16 protein-coding genes are annotated in these 13,999 nt (G+C 60.4%); 4 read left to right on the top strand and 12 right to left on the bottom strand.

The genetic code is table 11. The features are described from left to right. The first annotated feature begins 9 nt into the window (after positions 1 to 9). From J3T92_RS04840 to J3T92_RS04855, 4 genes are all read left to right on the top strand, one after another. Entirely contained in the window at positions 10 to 333 is a 324-nt protein-coding gene (locus J3T92_RS04840) for a hypothetical protein (RefSeq protein ID WP_267400018.1), read from the top strand. Between the two features lie 13 nt (positions 334 to 346). Beyond that, positions 347 to 2,911: a DEAD/DEAH box helicase gene (locus J3T92_RS04845; protein ID WP_267400019.1), complete on the top strand. Its 2,565-nt coding sequence runs from the start codon at positions 347 to 349 to the stop codon at positions 2,909 to 2,911. An 84-nt stretch (positions 2,912 to 2,995) separates the two neighbouring features. Next, complete coding sequence (locus tag J3T92_RS04850; protein ID WP_220237292.1) at positions 2,996 to 3,343, top strand: RNA polymerase-binding protein RbpA; 348 nt, start codon at positions 2,996 to 2,998, stop codon at positions 3,341 to 3,343. Next, complete coding sequence (locus J3T92_RS04855) at positions 3,336 to 4,067, top strand: HAD hydrolase-like protein (protein ID WP_267400020.1); 732 nt, start codon at positions 3,336 to 3,338, stop codon at positions 4,065 to 4,067. The genes J3T92_RS04850 and J3T92_RS04855 overlap by 8 nt, the downstream gene beginning before the upstream one ends. Before the next feature lie 158 nt (positions 4,068 to 4,225). Here J3T92_RS04855 and J3T92_RS04860 read toward each other — a convergent pair whose 3' ends face one another. The 12 genes from J3T92_RS04860 to trpB form a co-directional block, all read right to left on the bottom strand. Further along, the gene (locus J3T92_RS04860; RefSeq protein WP_416378836.1) at positions 4,226 to 4,822 is read right to left on the bottom strand and encodes a MerR family transcriptional regulator; all 597 of its coding nucleotides are present in this window, start codon (positions 4,820 to 4,822) and stop codon (positions 4,226 to 4,228) included. Positions 4,823 to 4,836: 14 nt separating this feature from the next. After that, positions 4,837 to 5,280 (bottom strand): FHA domain-containing protein, encoded by a 444-nt coding sequence (locus J3T92_RS04865; protein WP_267400022.1) that lies wholly within the window; start codon positions 5,278 to 5,280, stop codon positions 4,837 to 4,839. A 6-nt stretch (positions 5,281 to 5,286) separates the two neighbouring features. Further along, the gene (locus tag J3T92_RS04870; protein ID WP_024627696.1) at positions 5,287 to 6,120 is read right to left on the bottom strand and encodes a DUF881 domain-containing protein; all 834 of its coding nucleotides are present in this window, start codon (positions 6,118 to 6,120) and stop codon (positions 5,287 to 5,289) included. Between the two features lie 4 nt (positions 6,121 to 6,124). Then, positions 6,125 to 6,457, bottom strand: coding sequence for a small basic family protein (locus J3T92_RS04875; protein ID WP_015021764.1), 333 nt, complete (start codon positions 6,455 to 6,457; stop codon positions 6,125 to 6,127). A gap of 1 nt (position 6,458) precedes the next feature. Beyond that, positions 6,459 to 7,415: a DUF881 domain-containing protein gene (locus J3T92_RS04880; protein ID WP_267400025.1), complete on the bottom strand. Its 957-nt coding sequence runs from the start codon at positions 7,413 to 7,415 to the stop codon at positions 6,459 to 6,461. Beyond that, a complete protein-coding gene (locus tag J3T92_RS04885; protein ID WP_029676262.1) occupies positions 7,408 to 8,022 on the bottom strand; it encodes a CDP-alcohol phosphatidyltransferase family protein in 615 nt (204 codons plus the stop codon). The genes J3T92_RS04880 and J3T92_RS04885 overlap by 8 nt, the downstream gene beginning before the upstream one ends. 4 nt (positions 8,023 to 8,026) lie before the next feature. Continuing rightward, complete coding sequence (gene hisG / locus J3T92_RS04890; protein ID WP_267400026.1) at positions 8,027 to 8,878, bottom strand: ATP phosphoribosyltransferase; 852 nt, start codon at positions 8,876 to 8,878, stop codon at positions 8,027 to 8,029. 50 nt (positions 8,879 to 8,928) lie between these two features. Next, positions 8,929 to 9,192 carry a phosphoribosyl-ATP diphosphatase gene (locus J3T92_RS04895; RefSeq protein ID WP_024627692.1) on the bottom strand — a complete coding sequence of 88 codons (264 nt, stop codon included), beginning with the start codon at positions 9,190 to 9,192 and terminating at the stop codon, positions 8,929 to 8,931. 31 nt (positions 9,193 to 9,223) lie between these two features. Further along, a complete protein-coding gene (gene rpe / locus J3T92_RS04900) occupies positions 9,224 to 9,889 on the bottom strand; it encodes a ribulose-phosphate 3-epimerase (protein ID WP_029678892.1) in 666 nt (221 codons plus the stop codon). Positions 9,890 to 9,978: 89 nt separating this feature from the next. Beyond that, positions 9,979 to 10,890, bottom strand: a complete 912-nt coding sequence (lgt, locus tag J3T92_RS04905) for a prolipoprotein diacylglyceryl transferase (RefSeq protein ID WP_267400028.1) — start codon at positions 10,888 to 10,890, stop codon at positions 9,979 to 9,981. Positions 10,891 to 10,927: 37 nt separating this feature from the next. Next, the gene (trpA, locus tag J3T92_RS04910; protein WP_267400258.1) at positions 10,928 to 11,848 is read right to left on the bottom strand and encodes a tryptophan synthase subunit alpha; all 921 of its coding nucleotides are present in this window, start codon (positions 11,846 to 11,848) and stop codon (positions 10,928 to 10,930) included. Further along, positions 11,848 to 13,953: a tryptophan synthase subunit beta gene (gene trpB / locus J3T92_RS04915; RefSeq protein ID WP_267400029.1), complete on the bottom strand. Its 2,106-nt coding sequence runs from the start codon at positions 13,951 to 13,953 to the stop codon at positions 11,848 to 11,850. The genes trpA and trpB overlap by 1 nt, the downstream gene beginning before the upstream one ends. Positions 13,954 to 13,999: the final 46 nt, after the last annotated feature.

The following is a 13,999-nucleotide window of genomic DNA, read 5'->3' on the forward strand; positions in this document are numbered from 1 at the left end:
AGGAGTCACATGCCTGGATGGATCTGGATCCCTTTGGTGATCTTCATGCTGGCCATGCTGATCGGGGGAGCCGTCTACGCCATCCGCCACGCCATGGCAGCCAGCCGCTCCATAGGGCGGGTCTCGGACGATCTGAACCGTCACATGCCGCAACCCCCTGCAGCAGAGCAGTCCCAAGCAACGGATAGGACCGAGGGTCCGGCCTTCGCCCTGCCCCTGTCGCAGTCAACCGAGCGATACAGCCAGGCCCATGCTCTGGTCCTGCAGCGCAAGGAGCAGCGCAGGAGGAATCACGGCCGCACCTGGCGGCGGTGGAAGCAGTTCAATAAGTAGTTCTTGGAGGAACATGTCAGGTCATCGTCACCACGGACAGGATTCAACAGCATCCGAACCGGGGCCGGCGGAACGCTACGCCCGTTTCAGTCGTCACCGCAAGCGCATGACCGGGGCTCCCGCACGCTTTCAGTCCAAGCTGCCCTTCCCCCTGGATGACTTCCAGCTGGAGGCCATCACCGCCCTTGAGGATGGCGACAACGTCCTGGTGGCCGCTCCGACCGGCGCCGGCAAGACCATCGTGGCTGACTTCGCAGTATTTTTGGCCCAGGAACAGAACGTCAAGACCTTCTACACCACCCCCATCAAGGCGCTGAGCAACCAGAAATACCATGACCTGGTCGACCGATACGGCGAGGACCGGGTGGGGCTGCTGACCGGCGACACCTCCATCAACTCCGAGGCGGACATCGTGGTCATGACCACCGAGGTCCTGCGCAACATGCTCTACGAGCAGTCCTCCACCCTGATGGCCCTGAAATACGTGATCCTGGATGAGGTCCACTATCTGGCCGACCGTTTCCGGGGGCCCGTCTGGGAAGAGGTCATTATCCATCTTCCGGCTTCAACCCGAATCGTGGGGTTGTCGGCCACCGTGTCCAACGTGGAGGAGTTCTCCGACTGGATCTCCTCAGTGCGCGGACGCACCCATCTGGTGGTCTCCGAGCGACGGCCCGTGCCGCTGGAACAGCATGTCCTGGTCCAGGCCGACAGGCACACCGAGCCCGAGATCTTGGACTTGTATCGGCATGACGGTTCAGGACGGCAGACCCCAAAGATCAACCCGCGTCTGGTCTCCAGGCTGGCCCAGCTGGACAAGGCTGGGCAGGAGCGCGCCCAGGCCCGCGACCAGGGGCACCACCACCGTCATGGCCGGGGCGGCAGACCGGAGCGGCGAACGGAAGAGCGGTATCGACCAAGCCGGGCCGATGTGGTCGATGAGCTGGACTTCATGGATATGCTGCCCGGCATCTACTTCATCTTCTCGCGCACCGGCTGCGACCAGGCCGTCCAGCAGTGCATTCGAGCAGGGCTGCAGCTGACCACCGATGAGGAAGCCCGCCGCATACGGCACATCGTGGACTCCATGGCAGCCGGCCAGCTCAGCAAGGAGGATCTCAAAGCGCTGGGATTCGCCCAGTTCCGCTTCGCTCTGGAGCAGGGCTTCGCCGCCCATCATGCCGGCGTCGTCACCCTCTTTCGGCAGATAGTCGAACACTTGTTCGAGTTAGGACTTCTCAAGGTGGTCTTCGCCACCGAGACACTGGCCTTGGGCATCAATATGCCCGCCCGTTGCGTGGTGGTCGAGAAGCTGGAGAAATTCGACGGGACAGGCCATGTAGCTCTTACGCCTGGCGAGTTCACCCAGCTGACCGGTCGAGCCGGCCGGCGCGGCATCGACGACATTGGTCATGTAGTGGTGGTCGACCACCGGGACTTCAGCCCCAAGACCATGGCTGCGCTGTCCAGCCGGAGGGTCTACCCGCTGCACTCCAGCTTCCGGCCCACCTTCAACATGGCCGTCAACCTGCTCAACTCATCCAGCTACACGCGTGCCCGAGACACCCTGGACCACTCCTTTGCCCAGTGGGAGGCCAACCGATCAGCCTCCGAGCTGGAGGAGCGCATCGAGACCCTGACCAGCGGCCTGGAGGACTACCGGAAAGCTGCTCAATGCAACCGTGGCGATCTGATCGAGTTCATGCGTATCCGTGCGGCCCTCTCTTCGGCCCAGAAAAACGATTGCCGTCGACTGAAACGGCAACGATTCACCAGCGAGAAGGCCCGCAACCGGGCATTCTGCGACCTTGACCGGCATATCGACCAGCTGCGTGAGCAGGAGCGCAACCATCCCTGCCGCCAGTGCCCTGACCTGCCCAAGCATCTGCGCTGGGGGAACCGATGGATCCGCATGGATAAGGAGCTGCAGCGCACCCGGGAACAGTACGAGTCCAAAACAGGGTCAGTCTCACGACAGTTCGACAGGATCTGCCAGATTCTGGCTGACCTGTGCTACACCCGGCCTATGGGCCCAGACGTCTGCCGACTGACCCGGAAGGGCCAGCTGCTCCGGCGCATTTACAGCGAGCAGGATCTGAGTCTTGCAGAGATCCTTGATCGGGGCATCCTCAATGATCTGGAGCCCGCCGAACTGGCAGCCGCAGTCTCCGGACTAGTCTACGAATCTCGCCGTGGGGTGGGGGAGCAGCCGGGGGAGAGGGCCGGATACCGGGCTCACAGGCTGGTTGAGGCCATGGAGGATATGAAACGTCAGTGGTCCCAAGTGCAGGAGCGCTGCGATCAGGCTGGATTGGAGCTGCCCCCGGAACTCGACTTTGGCTTGGGGCCGACCATCTACGACTGGGCCTGTGGCGACTCGCTGACCACCATCCTGCGCGACAGCGATCTGACGGCGGGGGACTTTGTGCGCAATGCCAAGCGCCTGTCCGATGTGCTCACCCAAATCGTTCAGGTCGAACCCTACCTGGGCAGGGGAGGACATCACCTTGCCAGGACTGCCAGCATCGCCGCCGACCAGGTCAATCGCGGCATTGTGGCTTATACGGGCGTGGAGTGAACACGACCGCAGACAGGGAATAAGTTTCAGGTCAACACTGTTCTGTAGCTTGGAGGCAGTGACGGACATAAGTATGGAGGAATCATGGCAGAGCGCAGTCTTCGCGGTATGAGTATCGGGGCGAAGTCCCTGGAATCCGATCAGAATGTGGATTTCGCAGCACGCAGCGAGGTCGCCTACATCTGCCCCAAGGGCCATCGGACCATTCTGCCGCTGGCTGAGGGCGCTGAGGTGCCGCAGGAGTGGGAGTGCCGTTGCGGGCAGATCGCTCAACTCGAGGGGCATGACGAGCAGGAGTCCGGCAAAACCGGCAAACCGACCAGGACCCACTGGGACATGCTGCTGGAGCGCCGGTCCGAGGATGAGCTCAAAGCCGTACTGGACAAGCGCCTGAAAATGCACCGAGAAGGATGGTTCCCCGACTATGAGTAAATCGCCGCGCCGCCTGGTTCTGCTGGATCTGGACGGCACCCTGACTGCTTCTCATCCGGGCATTATCGCCTCTGTGGTACAAACTTTCAAAGAGCTTGGTCATCCTGTGCCCGATGAGAGCGAACTTCGACGATTCATCGGACCAGCTATCGAAGCATCCTTGCGCCACAACGGCATCAGGGAGGAAGACATCGATAAGGGCGTACAGATCTACCGGCGTTATTACAGCGAGTTAGCAGCATTCGAGGATCCGAAGCATCCTGGCCAACACATTCCTGGACGCCTGCTCGCCACTGTCTTCGACGGCATCATCGAACAGCTGAGTCGTATGCGCAAACATGGTCTGACATTGGCTGTGGCCACCTGCAAACCCGAGTACCAGGCTCTACCGGTCTGTGACCACTTCGGACTGACGCCACTGGTGGATGGCATCTATGGCGCCAGCAAGGACTCCACAAGAACCACCAAGGCCCAGGTCATCACCTACGCACTTGAGCAGACTGGCTTCAATGCAAAACTCGGCGACCGAGCCCTTATGGCCGGTGACCGCTGGACTGATGCCGATGGGGCGCTGGAAACCGGCCTGGACTGCCTGGGATGCCGCTGGGGCTATGCCGAGCCCGGAGAGCTGGAATCTCACGGCTGCTATCGAGTCATCGACCAGGTCGATCAATTGTGCCAAGCTGCCGAGGATTACTTCGACAACGATCAGACTCAGCACTGAGGATGCCACTGCAAGGTCAGCGCCAATGGATTGACCATGAATCGCTGGAAACGTCAGAATACTATCAGGATACTGATAGTGACCTAGTAAGCCGATAATGTACGTTATGTCAAATTACTTTTCGTTTTTCTCCCCTGTTTCGGCTTCCACCGCGACAATCATGCAGCCCGCTGGCGCTGCTCGTGCTGCTGCTCCAGGCGCTGGCGCAGACGCATGGCCGTCAGCTCGTCGATAGGCCGCTCAGGCAGACCCGGGGTCAGCTGTCCAGTAGTCAAATCCACATGATCACAGGTCTGCAGCTCAAGATCCATGCGATGCCAGATAGCACCCACAGAGATAGCAAAAACGGCACGCCCGGACTGCATCAGCGCAAAGACCTGATCAGGTCCTGAACATTCGGTGACCTGATCACCATCGCAGACCACCGTTACATGCTCGAGTTGACCAACAGTTCGACGCTCGAGATAGTTCACCGTATTCGTGGCATTGACCAAATTGACACCGGCATCCAAGAGACGCTTGAGGACAGCCAGGATAACCGCATCCTTGAAGGAGTAGAGCCTACGGGAGCCTGACCCGTGTGAGGCCTTGATTGACGGCTCTACAATCCTTTTGCGAGCCCAGTAATCCAGCTGCCGATAGGTGATGCCGGCCACCTTGGCTGCGACCGTTCCCCGGTAACCCCGGGTCGTGCCCTCAGCCTGCTCAGGCGAAAAGAGTTCACCCTGTACCAGCGTCGGCATCTCACCGGCCATGTCATGCCCCCCTGTCAGTTCTTGGCGATGACTGCCCGATTATCGAAGTAGACCAATCTGAACTTGCCGATCATGATCTCGTCGCCATTGTGCAGGTCGGCCTGGTCCACGCGTTCGCGGTTGACATAAGTGCCGTTGAGACTGCCAGTATCCTCGACCCGAAAACCATGGTCAGTCCGCACGAATATGGCGTGCGCCCGGGAGACTGTCGAATCGTCCAACAGAATGTCCGCCTTCGGATCACGACCCACGCTGACCTGATCCTCGTCCAACAGATAGCGCGATCCTGACACCGCTCCCCTGGTAGAGATCAGCAGGGCTGTACCTTCAGGCAATCGTGCCATGGTCACCAAGTCGTCCTTGGTCAGTGGACGGTCACCGTTGGAGGTGACTGGAATGTTCAGGGCCGGCATGCCGATGATGGTCGTCTCGCCCGCAGTGGGAATAGGATCTGTCATAATTGACTATTCTACAGGCTTTGCATACTGGTAGTCCTGCACGCGTCGAACCTGGTCGATTCTGACACTATTCGACTGCTCCACGGATACGGTCGCATGGAACTGCACCTTGATCCGCGAACCCACTCCCCCGGCGATCTGGACGGCATTCTGCAGGCTGTCCGGATCCCCAATGGCCTTGACAACGTAGGGGCTGCGCAGCTTGGCGTGGTCACACTGCAGGCCGGTGCGGGTGTCCAACAGATAAGTACTGGTAACCACCCGGACATCGTTGAAGGATATGACCTCAGCGCCAGCATTGCGCAGCTCTTCGATCAGATTGAACATGGTAGAAGCATCCACCCGATCACTGTCTTCGGTGACTGTCACCACCACTCCCCTGCCTTGTGCAGGCAGCCGCCCGGCAAGGATGCCGCTGCTCTGCTCATTCTGCTGGGCTATGCGGGCAGCTTCCTTTTGCTTGTCGGCGGCGGACTTGATGGAGGTCAGCTGCTGGTTGAGCTGGCTCTTGCGCTCCTCCAGCTTGTCGACCTGGTTGCTGGTCTCATCCAGCACCCGTACCAGCTCCTCCTCGGACAGACTCTGGTAGGAGGACTGGTTATTATGCACCTGGACCGCATAACCAAAGCCCAACAGGGCGCACATCAGGGCCACCAGGACGCTGGTAACCAGCCTGACCCTGGTGGCGTTGGAATTAAGGGTGCGCAGAGGCCGACGGCGAACCACCGGAAAAGCACCGGTCTGCGTGTCGTCGGCCGGAGCCCTGACCCGTCCAGGCCTCCTAGGCGGAATGCTCTTGGGCATTCCCTCATCGCGCTTCTTCCTCAGGGTGTGTCTCATATGCTCACCCCTTGAAAATGAACCGTCGAATAGCGGAGACGTTGGAGAAGATGCGGATGCCCAGCACCACAATGACGGCCGTAGACAGCTGAGAGCCCACGCCCAGCTGGTTACCCAGGAAGACCAGAAGAGTTGCCGTGATCACATTGGAGATGAAGGAGACCACAAAGACCCGGTCCGAGAAGCTGCGTTCGAAGTAGGAACGGACCGCGCCCATCAGGGCATCCAGAGCGGCCACCACCATGATGGGCAAATAAGGCTGCAGGACAATGGGAATGTCGGGCTTGAGGAAGATGCCCGCCACCACGCCTAGGATCAGGCCGAGAATTGCCGACATGTCAATGACTCCTTCCGGCATAGGACAGATTGGGCAAACTCACTGCATTCAGACTCAGGCGTCGCTGTTTGACCACATTGACAGTGATGTTCGCCTTCTTCAGGTCCCGCAGACGGCCCTGCAGATCGCTACGAACCATCAGATCGGACAAGGCACCTTGATCGCCGATGGCTTCGATCTTATAGGGTGACTCGATCGAGGTGGTCCCCACCAAAATGGTCTGACCGGCCGTACGCACTGATGTCTGTGTTCCTATTCTATTGCCGTTGATGGCGATGGCTTCGGCCCCCGCAGACCAAAGCTTGGTCAGGAACCACTGCAGGTCCTGGTCGGTGAGCAATTTGATCTGATCAGCATTCTCCCGGGAATCTTTGGAGGCAATGGGGTTGGCCAAGGTGATGACGACACCCTGCCCCTGCACCTTGCTGGTGCCGTTGGTCAGATCGTCAGCGGTCTGCGTACTGCTTTGCCCCTGGCCGCCCTCCTGAGCCGAGAGCGTATCGATGTTGCCATTAAGATCCGAGATCTGACTGTTGAGATCGTTGGCACGCTTGCTGACCGCCTCCACCTGGGAGATGAGCTTCTCACGTACCTTCTGACGGGGGTCCCGGTGCAACACCTGCACTATACCCGTGCCTGCCAGGCCGACCAATACACAAATGACGAAGACCAGTATTCGGTTGACCCATACGCTCAGCGGCGATCTACGCTCGGCGGGCAGCAGACGGGCATCCTCGAACATGGGATCCATAGGACGGTTGGTCAGGTCGTCAATCAGCCTCAGAGACTCATCAGCCATGCGCCGACGCATGGATTCCTGAGCAGGCTCCGAGCTCTCCTGGTCTACATAGTGGCGTTCCAGACCTGCACTGGAATGCGAAAAAGCCGCCCGACGGTGAATCAAGGCGCGGTCAGGCGGCACGTGGAAGGATTCGGGGGTCATCTGCGGCTCAGTCATGATGGCTGTCCTGACGAAGCAATCCGATGCCCTGGCGTGCGTAGATCAGCCCTGCCAGCCAGTAAAGGCCAACCCCCCAGATGACGGCCGCAAGTGCCACCAGGTGGAAGAGACGGAAGAAGGTTGAGGTGCCCACATCCGCAAAAATCAGGGCCGGTATGGCCAGCATGAGCACGGCCGTTCCGGTCTTGCCGGCGAAGTGCACGGGCAAGGGGCCATAATCGTGCTGGGCCAGCGCCAAAACCAACAGACCCATGAGCACATCCCGGACACCTACTAGGGCCAGAAGCCACCATGGCAGTATGGAGGCGATGCTCAGGGCAAGGACGGAACAGAGAATCAGCAGCCGATCGGCAACCGGATCAAGGATCTGCCCCAGCTTGCTGACCTGGTTGAACCTACGGGCAATGATCCCATCCACACCGTCTGAAAGGGCCGAAATCAGCATGACCACCAAGGAAATGATCAGATGACGGTTGGCCACCAGATAGGCAATAAGAGGTATGGAGAGGATACGAAGCAGGCTGATGACATTGGGTACGGTGAGAATTACCGACCTTGGCTCAGGGCTGTACCTGCTGCGTGAAATTCGATCAATCAGTGCCATCCGACTACATTCTAGAAGCTTGAAGGGCAGTTACAAGGATGGCACGCGCACCGATCTCATAGAGGCGATCCATGAGGTTGTTCACCTGGTCCCTGGGAACCATGGCCCTGACTGCGGCCCACTGCTTGTCGTGCAGGGAGGAGACTGTCGGCGACTCATAGCCTGGTGTGATGCCCACGGCCATGGCCACGCGTTCAACCGGGATGTCATAATCCATCAGTACATAGCGGCGGGCTGTCAGCACACCCTCCAGCCTGCGGGACATGACCGCCAACCGCTCATCATCTGGATCCAGACGGGGTGATCTGATGAGAATCCCCTCCGATTTCAGAATCGGATCGCCGAAGACCCGTAGCCCGGCGTTACGCAGGGTGGTGCCGGTGGAGACCACATCGGCGATCAGGTCGGCTACCCCGAGCTGGACTGAGGACTCCACTGCGCCGTCCAAGTGGATCAGTTCGGCCTTGAGTCCCTTGCTGGTCAGGTAGTTCTCAAGAAGCCGGTCGAAAGTAGTGCCAATGCGCTTGCCGTCCACGTCCTGCAAGGTGTTGATGGCACTGGCTTCCGGAGCGGCGAATCTGAAGGTGGACGCACCGAATCCTAACTGCGTGACCTCGACGGCCCGGGTTCCGGAGTTGAGCAGAAGGTCACGCCCGGTGATGCCCAGATCGATGGTTCCCAAGCCGACATAGACCGCTATGTCGTTGGGCCTTAAGTAAAAGAGCTGAATGTCGTTGTCAACGTCATCCACCACCAGTTGCCGATCGTTGGAACGCAGACGATAGCCAGACTCTGACAGCAGCCTCCATGCGGGCTGGGACAACATGCCCTTATTGGGCACCGCGACCTTCAACACGGCAACCTCCTAATTGCGGAAGCGAATCTACAGCGGGATAGGATCAGGGGTCACAGATACCTGTAGACATCCTCCAGGGTGATGCCCCGATCGATCATCATGACCTGAATGTGGTACAGCAGTTGGCTCATCTCCTCGGCCGTCCGCTCCTTGCCCTCATACTCAGCGGCGATCCAGGTCTCTCCAGCCTCTTCATTGATTTTCTTGCCGATGAAATGCGTGCCCTTATCCAGCTCGCCTACGGTCAAGGATCCTTCCGGACGTTCCTTGGCCTTGGTCGTAAGCTCCTCAAACAACCCATCGAAGGTCTTCATCTGGCTATCTCCATTCTTCCTGCAAAAACTGTCAGTCCTTGTAGCTTACCTGCGCGGCTTGCCTGATCTGGTCAATGGCCTTGGCCGGGTCGTCAGCGCCGTAGACCGCGGAGCCTGCGACCAAAACGTCGGCTCCAGCTTCTGCCACTATAGGAGCCGTCGTGGGGCTTACCCCGCCATCCACCTGGATGTGGGTCTTCAGGCCGCGTGCGGTGATCTGGTCACGAAGGCGGCGGGTCTTTGGCATCTGATTGTCCAGGAACTTCTGGCCGCCGAAACCTGGCTCCACGGTCATGACCAGAATCATGTCAAACTCATCGAGAATGTCGAATATCGGCTCCACAGGTTCGGCAGGGCGCACGGCCAGGCAGGCCTTGACCCCCATGTCGTGCAGCTGGCGGGCCAGACGGACCGGGGCATGGACGGCTCCGGTATGGAAGGTGACGGAGGCAACACCCAGCTTGGCGAATTCCGGGGCCCAACGGTCGGGGTCCTCGATCATCAGATGCACGTCCACCGGTAGGTCGGTCACCTGGCAGATGCGCTCCACCACGGGCTCGCCAAGCGTCAGGTTGGGAACGAAATGGTGGTCCATCACATCCACGTGAACCATATCGGCATTGGCAATAGCCTTGAGATCCCGCTCCAAGTTGGCGAAATCGGCGGAAAGAATGCTGGGTGCTATCTGAATGCTCATGGAGATTATTCTATGTTGTACGGAAGACCGGCGGCACCGGTTTGTGGCTTAATTGCACACCTACCGACCCCGGATAGCTGACCCCTGTCCTACTTGCTCCGGGCCTCGGATTCCTGACACACCTCAAGCTCGGTGATGGTCCGCAGCTTTTCGGACAGCAGGGAGGTCGGCTTGCCCTTGCGCGCTATGAGGACGAAGGCTGCAGCCGCCAGGAAGAAGACCGTCATGGACACCCAGACGTTGACCCTGACACCCAGGAATTCGTGGGCGAAGTCGATGCGAAGGGCCTCGATCCAGGTGCGCCCCAGGGTGTACCACATGACATAGAGGGCGAAGAGCGAGCCAGCCTTGAGCACGTTCACGGCCTTGTGGCCGATCCAGACCAGGAGGGCTGCGCCAATCAGGTTCCAGATCATCTCATACAGAAATGTGGGTTGGAAGAGGGTGCCTGTCGGACAGGTGGCCCCGTCATAGCACTGTTCGCTGCTGCCAATGGCGGAACCTGCCGCATCGATCTTCAGTCCCCAGGGCAGCGTGGTTGGGGCCCCGTAGAGTTCCTGGTTGAACCAGTTGCCCAGCCGCCCGATGGCCTGGGCCACCAGAAGGGCAGGAGCCACACTGTCGGCCAGCAGGGCGGTCGGGTAGCTCTTGTGACGGCACCAGGCCCAGGCTGCCAGTGCTCCCAGGAGGACCGCACCCCAGATGCCCAAACCGCCACGCCAGATGCGCAGAATATCGGCTGGATTGCCATCAGCTCCGAAATACCGCTCAGGTGTGGTGATGACGTGGTAGAGCCTGGCGCCGACGATGCCGGCCGGTACCGCGCAGATGGCGATGTCCAGAATCTGGTCGGTCCGGCCACCCTCCTTCTTCCAGCGCCTGGCGGTGATCCAGGCAGCCACGATGATGGCCAGAAGCATGGTCAGCGCGTAAAACCGGATGGTGACCGGCCCCAGATGGAAACTGGAGATTCCTGGCGATGGAATGTAGGCAAGCGTCATAAAGCCCCAATCTAGCCCCTGGGCCTTACAGCCCCACTCACTTCCTGGCCTGTGAGATGCCCCAACGCAGGTCGGAGCAAACCTCAGCCAGGGACTCCAGTGCCTTTCTACGGTCCTTCCGCGGCCTGCCCTCGTCATCCAGAAGGCAGTGGACCAGGGCCGAGCCGACGATGACCCCGTCCGCGTAGGCGCCGACCTGGGAGGCCTGCTGGGCGGTAGACACCCCGATGCCCACGCATACATAAGGGGCCCCAGCCTGCCTGACTCTCGCCACCAGGTTCTGCGCCGAGTTGGACATACTGGTACGTTCGCCGGTCACGCCCATCCGGGAGGTCGCGTAGACGAATCCTCTGGCTGCACGGGAGGTGATCTGCAGACGTGCATCAGTTGAGTCGGGCGAGACCAGATAGACCCGGTCAAGACCATACCGATCCGACTGCTCTATCCATTCCCCGGATTCGTCGACGATCAGATCCGGGGTGACCAGCCCGGACCCGCCGGCCTCGGCCATCCGGGCGGCAAAATCCGCTACTCCGTGATGCATGATCAGATTCCAGTAGCTCATGACCAGAGCCCTGGCACCGTCCGCCTGAACCTGGCGGACCGCGTCGAAGACACCCTCGACCTTGACGCCATTGTCGATGGCACACTTGCTGGCCGCCTGGATGACCGGGCCATCCATGACCGGGTCGCTGTAGGGCAGCCCGATCTCGACGATGTCGACCCCGCTTTTCACCATGACCCGCATGGCCTCCAAGGATGTGGGCACGTCAGGGAATCCGTAGGGGAAGTAGCCGATGAATGCTGGCCTGCCCTCTTGGCGGAGGGTCTGCAGCGTGGACGCCACCGGGCTGGCCGTGCGGCTGAACCCCTTAGGTTGGACAGGCTGGGATTGCACAGGCTTGGGTTGGACAGGCTGGACGGGCGCTTTCTGCCACTGCCATTGCTGGTTGACCATCATCGGGCCTCCTCTTCTGCTTGATCGCTTCTGCTGTGCCCGGCCTGGGCTTCCAAAGCGCTGGCCTCCTGCTCGGACAGGTAGCCGAACCATCTGCCCGCCGTGGCTACATCCTTATCGCCCCTGCCCGAAATGTTGATCAGAATGACAGGATTCCTGATTCCCTTGCGCAAAAGGTCGGTGGCCGCCTTGCTGGCTCCGGCCAAGGCGTGCGAGGACTCCAGGGCAGGGATGATGCCCTCGGTCCGGCAGAGGTCGCTGAAAGCCTGCATGGCCTCCTTATCGGTTGCGTAGTCATACTTGACCCGGCCCATGTCGTGCAGCCAGGCATGCTCGGGTCCCACCGAGGCGTAATCCAGACCGGCGGAGATGGAGTAGGTGTCCATGGTCTGACCCTGGTCGTCCTCCAAGAGATAGGACTTGATTCCTTGGAAGACGCCGATCTGACCGGTGCCTGGCGACAGGCGGATGGCGTGCTTGCCCGACTTGGGCCCATCCCCGCCGGCCTCATATGCGTAAAGGGAGACCCGTGGATCGTCCAGGAAGGTGTTCATGATGCCGATGGCGTTGGAACCCCCGCCGACGCAGGCCACAACCCCGTCAGGATGGTCGATGCCGTATGCGGAAAGCTGTGCGGATGCCTCTTCGCCGATGATCTTCTGGAAGTCCCTGACGATGGTTGGGAAGGGATGGGGGCCGGCAACCGTGCCCAACAGGTAGTGGGTGGACTCCACGTTGGTCACCCAGTCACGCAGGGCCTCATTGATGGCGTCCTTGAGGATCCTGGTCCCGGTGGTCACCTCGACGACTTCGGCTCCCAGCATCCGCATCCTGGCCACGTTCAGGGCCTGTCTGCGGGCATCGATCTGCCCCATGTAAATTCGGCACTTGAAGCCCAGGAGGGCACAGACCGTGGCCGTGGCCACGCCGTGCTGACCGGCACCGGTCTCCGCGATGACCCGGGTCTTGCCCATGCGCTTGACCAGGAGCCCCTGACCCAGGGCGTTGTTGATCTTGTGGGCGCCCGTGTGGTTCAGGTCCTCCCTTTTCAGGAAGACCCTGACCTGGCCGCCGACCCGATCGCCGATCAGCTTGGCGAACCGAGGCGCCGGTGTCAGGGCCGAGGGACGCCCCACATAGACACGGTTGAGTCTGTTCAGCTCCTCACGGAAGGCCGGATCGGCCTTGGCCTCCTTGTAGACACGCTCCAGCTCATCAAGGGCGCCCACCAGGGCCTCAGGGACGAAACGTCCGCCATAGGGGCCGAAATAGGGACCGCCATGGGTCGACAGGGGTCTGGCCTCGGCGGCCTTGAAGCGGTGGCCAGCCTGAACCAGCAAGCGAACCGTACCCTCCTGGTCCTGGGAGGTGACCAGACCTTCTCCTATCAGGACCGCATCGGCCCCTGCCCGCGCGTACCGCTCCAGCTCGACCGTGCCGAACACTCCGGACTCGGCCACCTTGACCACATCCTTGGGCAGGTTGGAAGCCAGGCGGGCATACTGGTCGACGTCGACGCTCAGGTCCTTCAGATTCCGGGCGTTGATGCCAATCACCTTGGCACCGGCCGCGATGGCCCGCTCGATCTCCTGACGATCATGCGTCTCGACCAGGGCGGTCATGCCCAGGCTCCCGGCCAGGTCCAGCAGGTGCTTGAGACGTGTGTCATCCAAGGCCGCCACAATCAGTAGGATCATGTCGGCCCCGTTGGCCCTGGACTCCCAGACCTGGTAGTCGGAGACGATGAAGTTCTTGTTGAGCACGGGAATGCCCACGGCCTGTCTGACCTGTCGCAGATCCTCCAAGGATCCCAGGAAGCGCCTGCCCTCGGTCAGGACCGATATGGCCGAGGCACCCCCGTTGGCATACTGCCGGGCTAGAGCGGCGGGATTTTTGATGTCGGCAAGGTACCCCTTGGAGGGCGAGGCTCGCTTGATTTCCGCGATGATCGGAATACCGACGCTCTCCCTGAGCAGTCGCGCGGCATCCAGAGGTTTGCGCTTCATGCTCCTGACCTGTTGCTTGAGACTTTCCAAGGGAATCTGTTGCACCCGGCTCCTTGCATCCTCCACGGCGCCGGCCACCAGTTCATCCAAGACGGTCATAGAGCCCTTCCCTCCAGTTTCTTGTGTATTCCCTGTCACAACCTTA

Origin of the sequence: Bifidobacterium sp. B4081 (assembly GCF_026537335.1) — a bacterium.
Classification (GTDB): domain Bacteria; phylum Actinomycetota; class Actinomycetes; order Actinomycetales; family Bifidobacteriaceae; genus Bombiscardovia.

Excerpts from the sequence above, each read along its gene's own strand:
- trpA (WP_267400258.1), bottom strand. The coding sequence starts at position 11,848 with ATGGTCAACCAGCAATGGCAGTGGCAGAAAGCGCCCGTCCAGCCTGTC.
- J3T92_RS04850 (WP_220237292.1), top strand. The coding sequence starts at position 2,996 with ATGGCAGAGCGCAGTCTTCGCGGTATGAGTATCGGGGCGAAGTCCCTG.
- rpe (WP_029678892.1), bottom strand. The coding sequence starts at position 9,889 with ATGAGCATTCAGATAGCACCCAGCATTCTTTCCGCCGATTTCGCCAAC.
- J3T92_RS04855 (WP_267400020.1), top strand. The coding sequence starts at position 3,336 with ATGAGTAAATCGCCGCGCCGCCTGGTTCTGCTGGATCTGGACGGCACC.
- J3T92_RS04870 (WP_024627696.1), bottom strand. The coding sequence starts at position 6,120 with ATGAGACACACCCTGAGGAAGAAGCGCGATGAGGGAATGCCCAAGAGC.
- J3T92_RS04875 (WP_015021764.1), bottom strand. The coding sequence starts at position 6,457 with ATGTCGGCAATTCTCGGCCTGATCCTAGGCGTGGTGGCGGGCATCTTC.
- trpB (WP_267400029.1), bottom strand. The coding sequence starts at position 13,953 with ATGACCGTCTTGGATGAACTGGTGGCCGGCGCCGTGGAGGATGCAAGG.
- J3T92_RS04885 (WP_029676262.1), bottom strand. The coding sequence starts at position 8,022 with ATGGCACTGATTGATCGAATTTCACGCAGCAGGTACAGCCCTGAGCCA.
- J3T92_RS04840 (WP_267400018.1), top strand. The coding sequence starts at position 10 with ATGCCTGGATGGATCTGGATCCCTTTGGTGATCTTCATGCTGGCCATG.
- J3T92_RS04845 (WP_267400019.1), top strand. The coding sequence starts at position 347 with ATGTCAGGTCATCGTCACCACGGACAGGATTCAACAGCATCCGAACCG.
- J3T92_RS04860 (WP_416378836.1), bottom strand. The coding sequence starts at position 4,822 with ATGGCCGGTGAGATGCCGACGCTGGTACAGGGTGAACTCTTTTCGCCT.
- J3T92_RS04880 (WP_267400025.1), bottom strand. The coding sequence starts at position 7,415 with ATGACTGAGCCGCAGATGACCCCCGAATCCTTCCACGTGCCGCCTGAC.
- lgt (WP_267400028.1), bottom strand. The coding sequence starts at position 10,890 with ATGACGCTTGCCTACATTCCATCGCCAGGAATCTCCAGTTTCCATCTG.
- J3T92_RS04895 (WP_024627692.1), bottom strand. The coding sequence starts at position 9,192 with ATGAAGACCTTCGATGGGTTGTTTGAGGAGCTTACGACCAAGGCCAAG.
- J3T92_RS04865 (WP_267400022.1), bottom strand. The coding sequence starts at position 5,280 with ATGACAGATCCTATTCCCACTGCGGGCGAGACGACCATCATCGGCATG.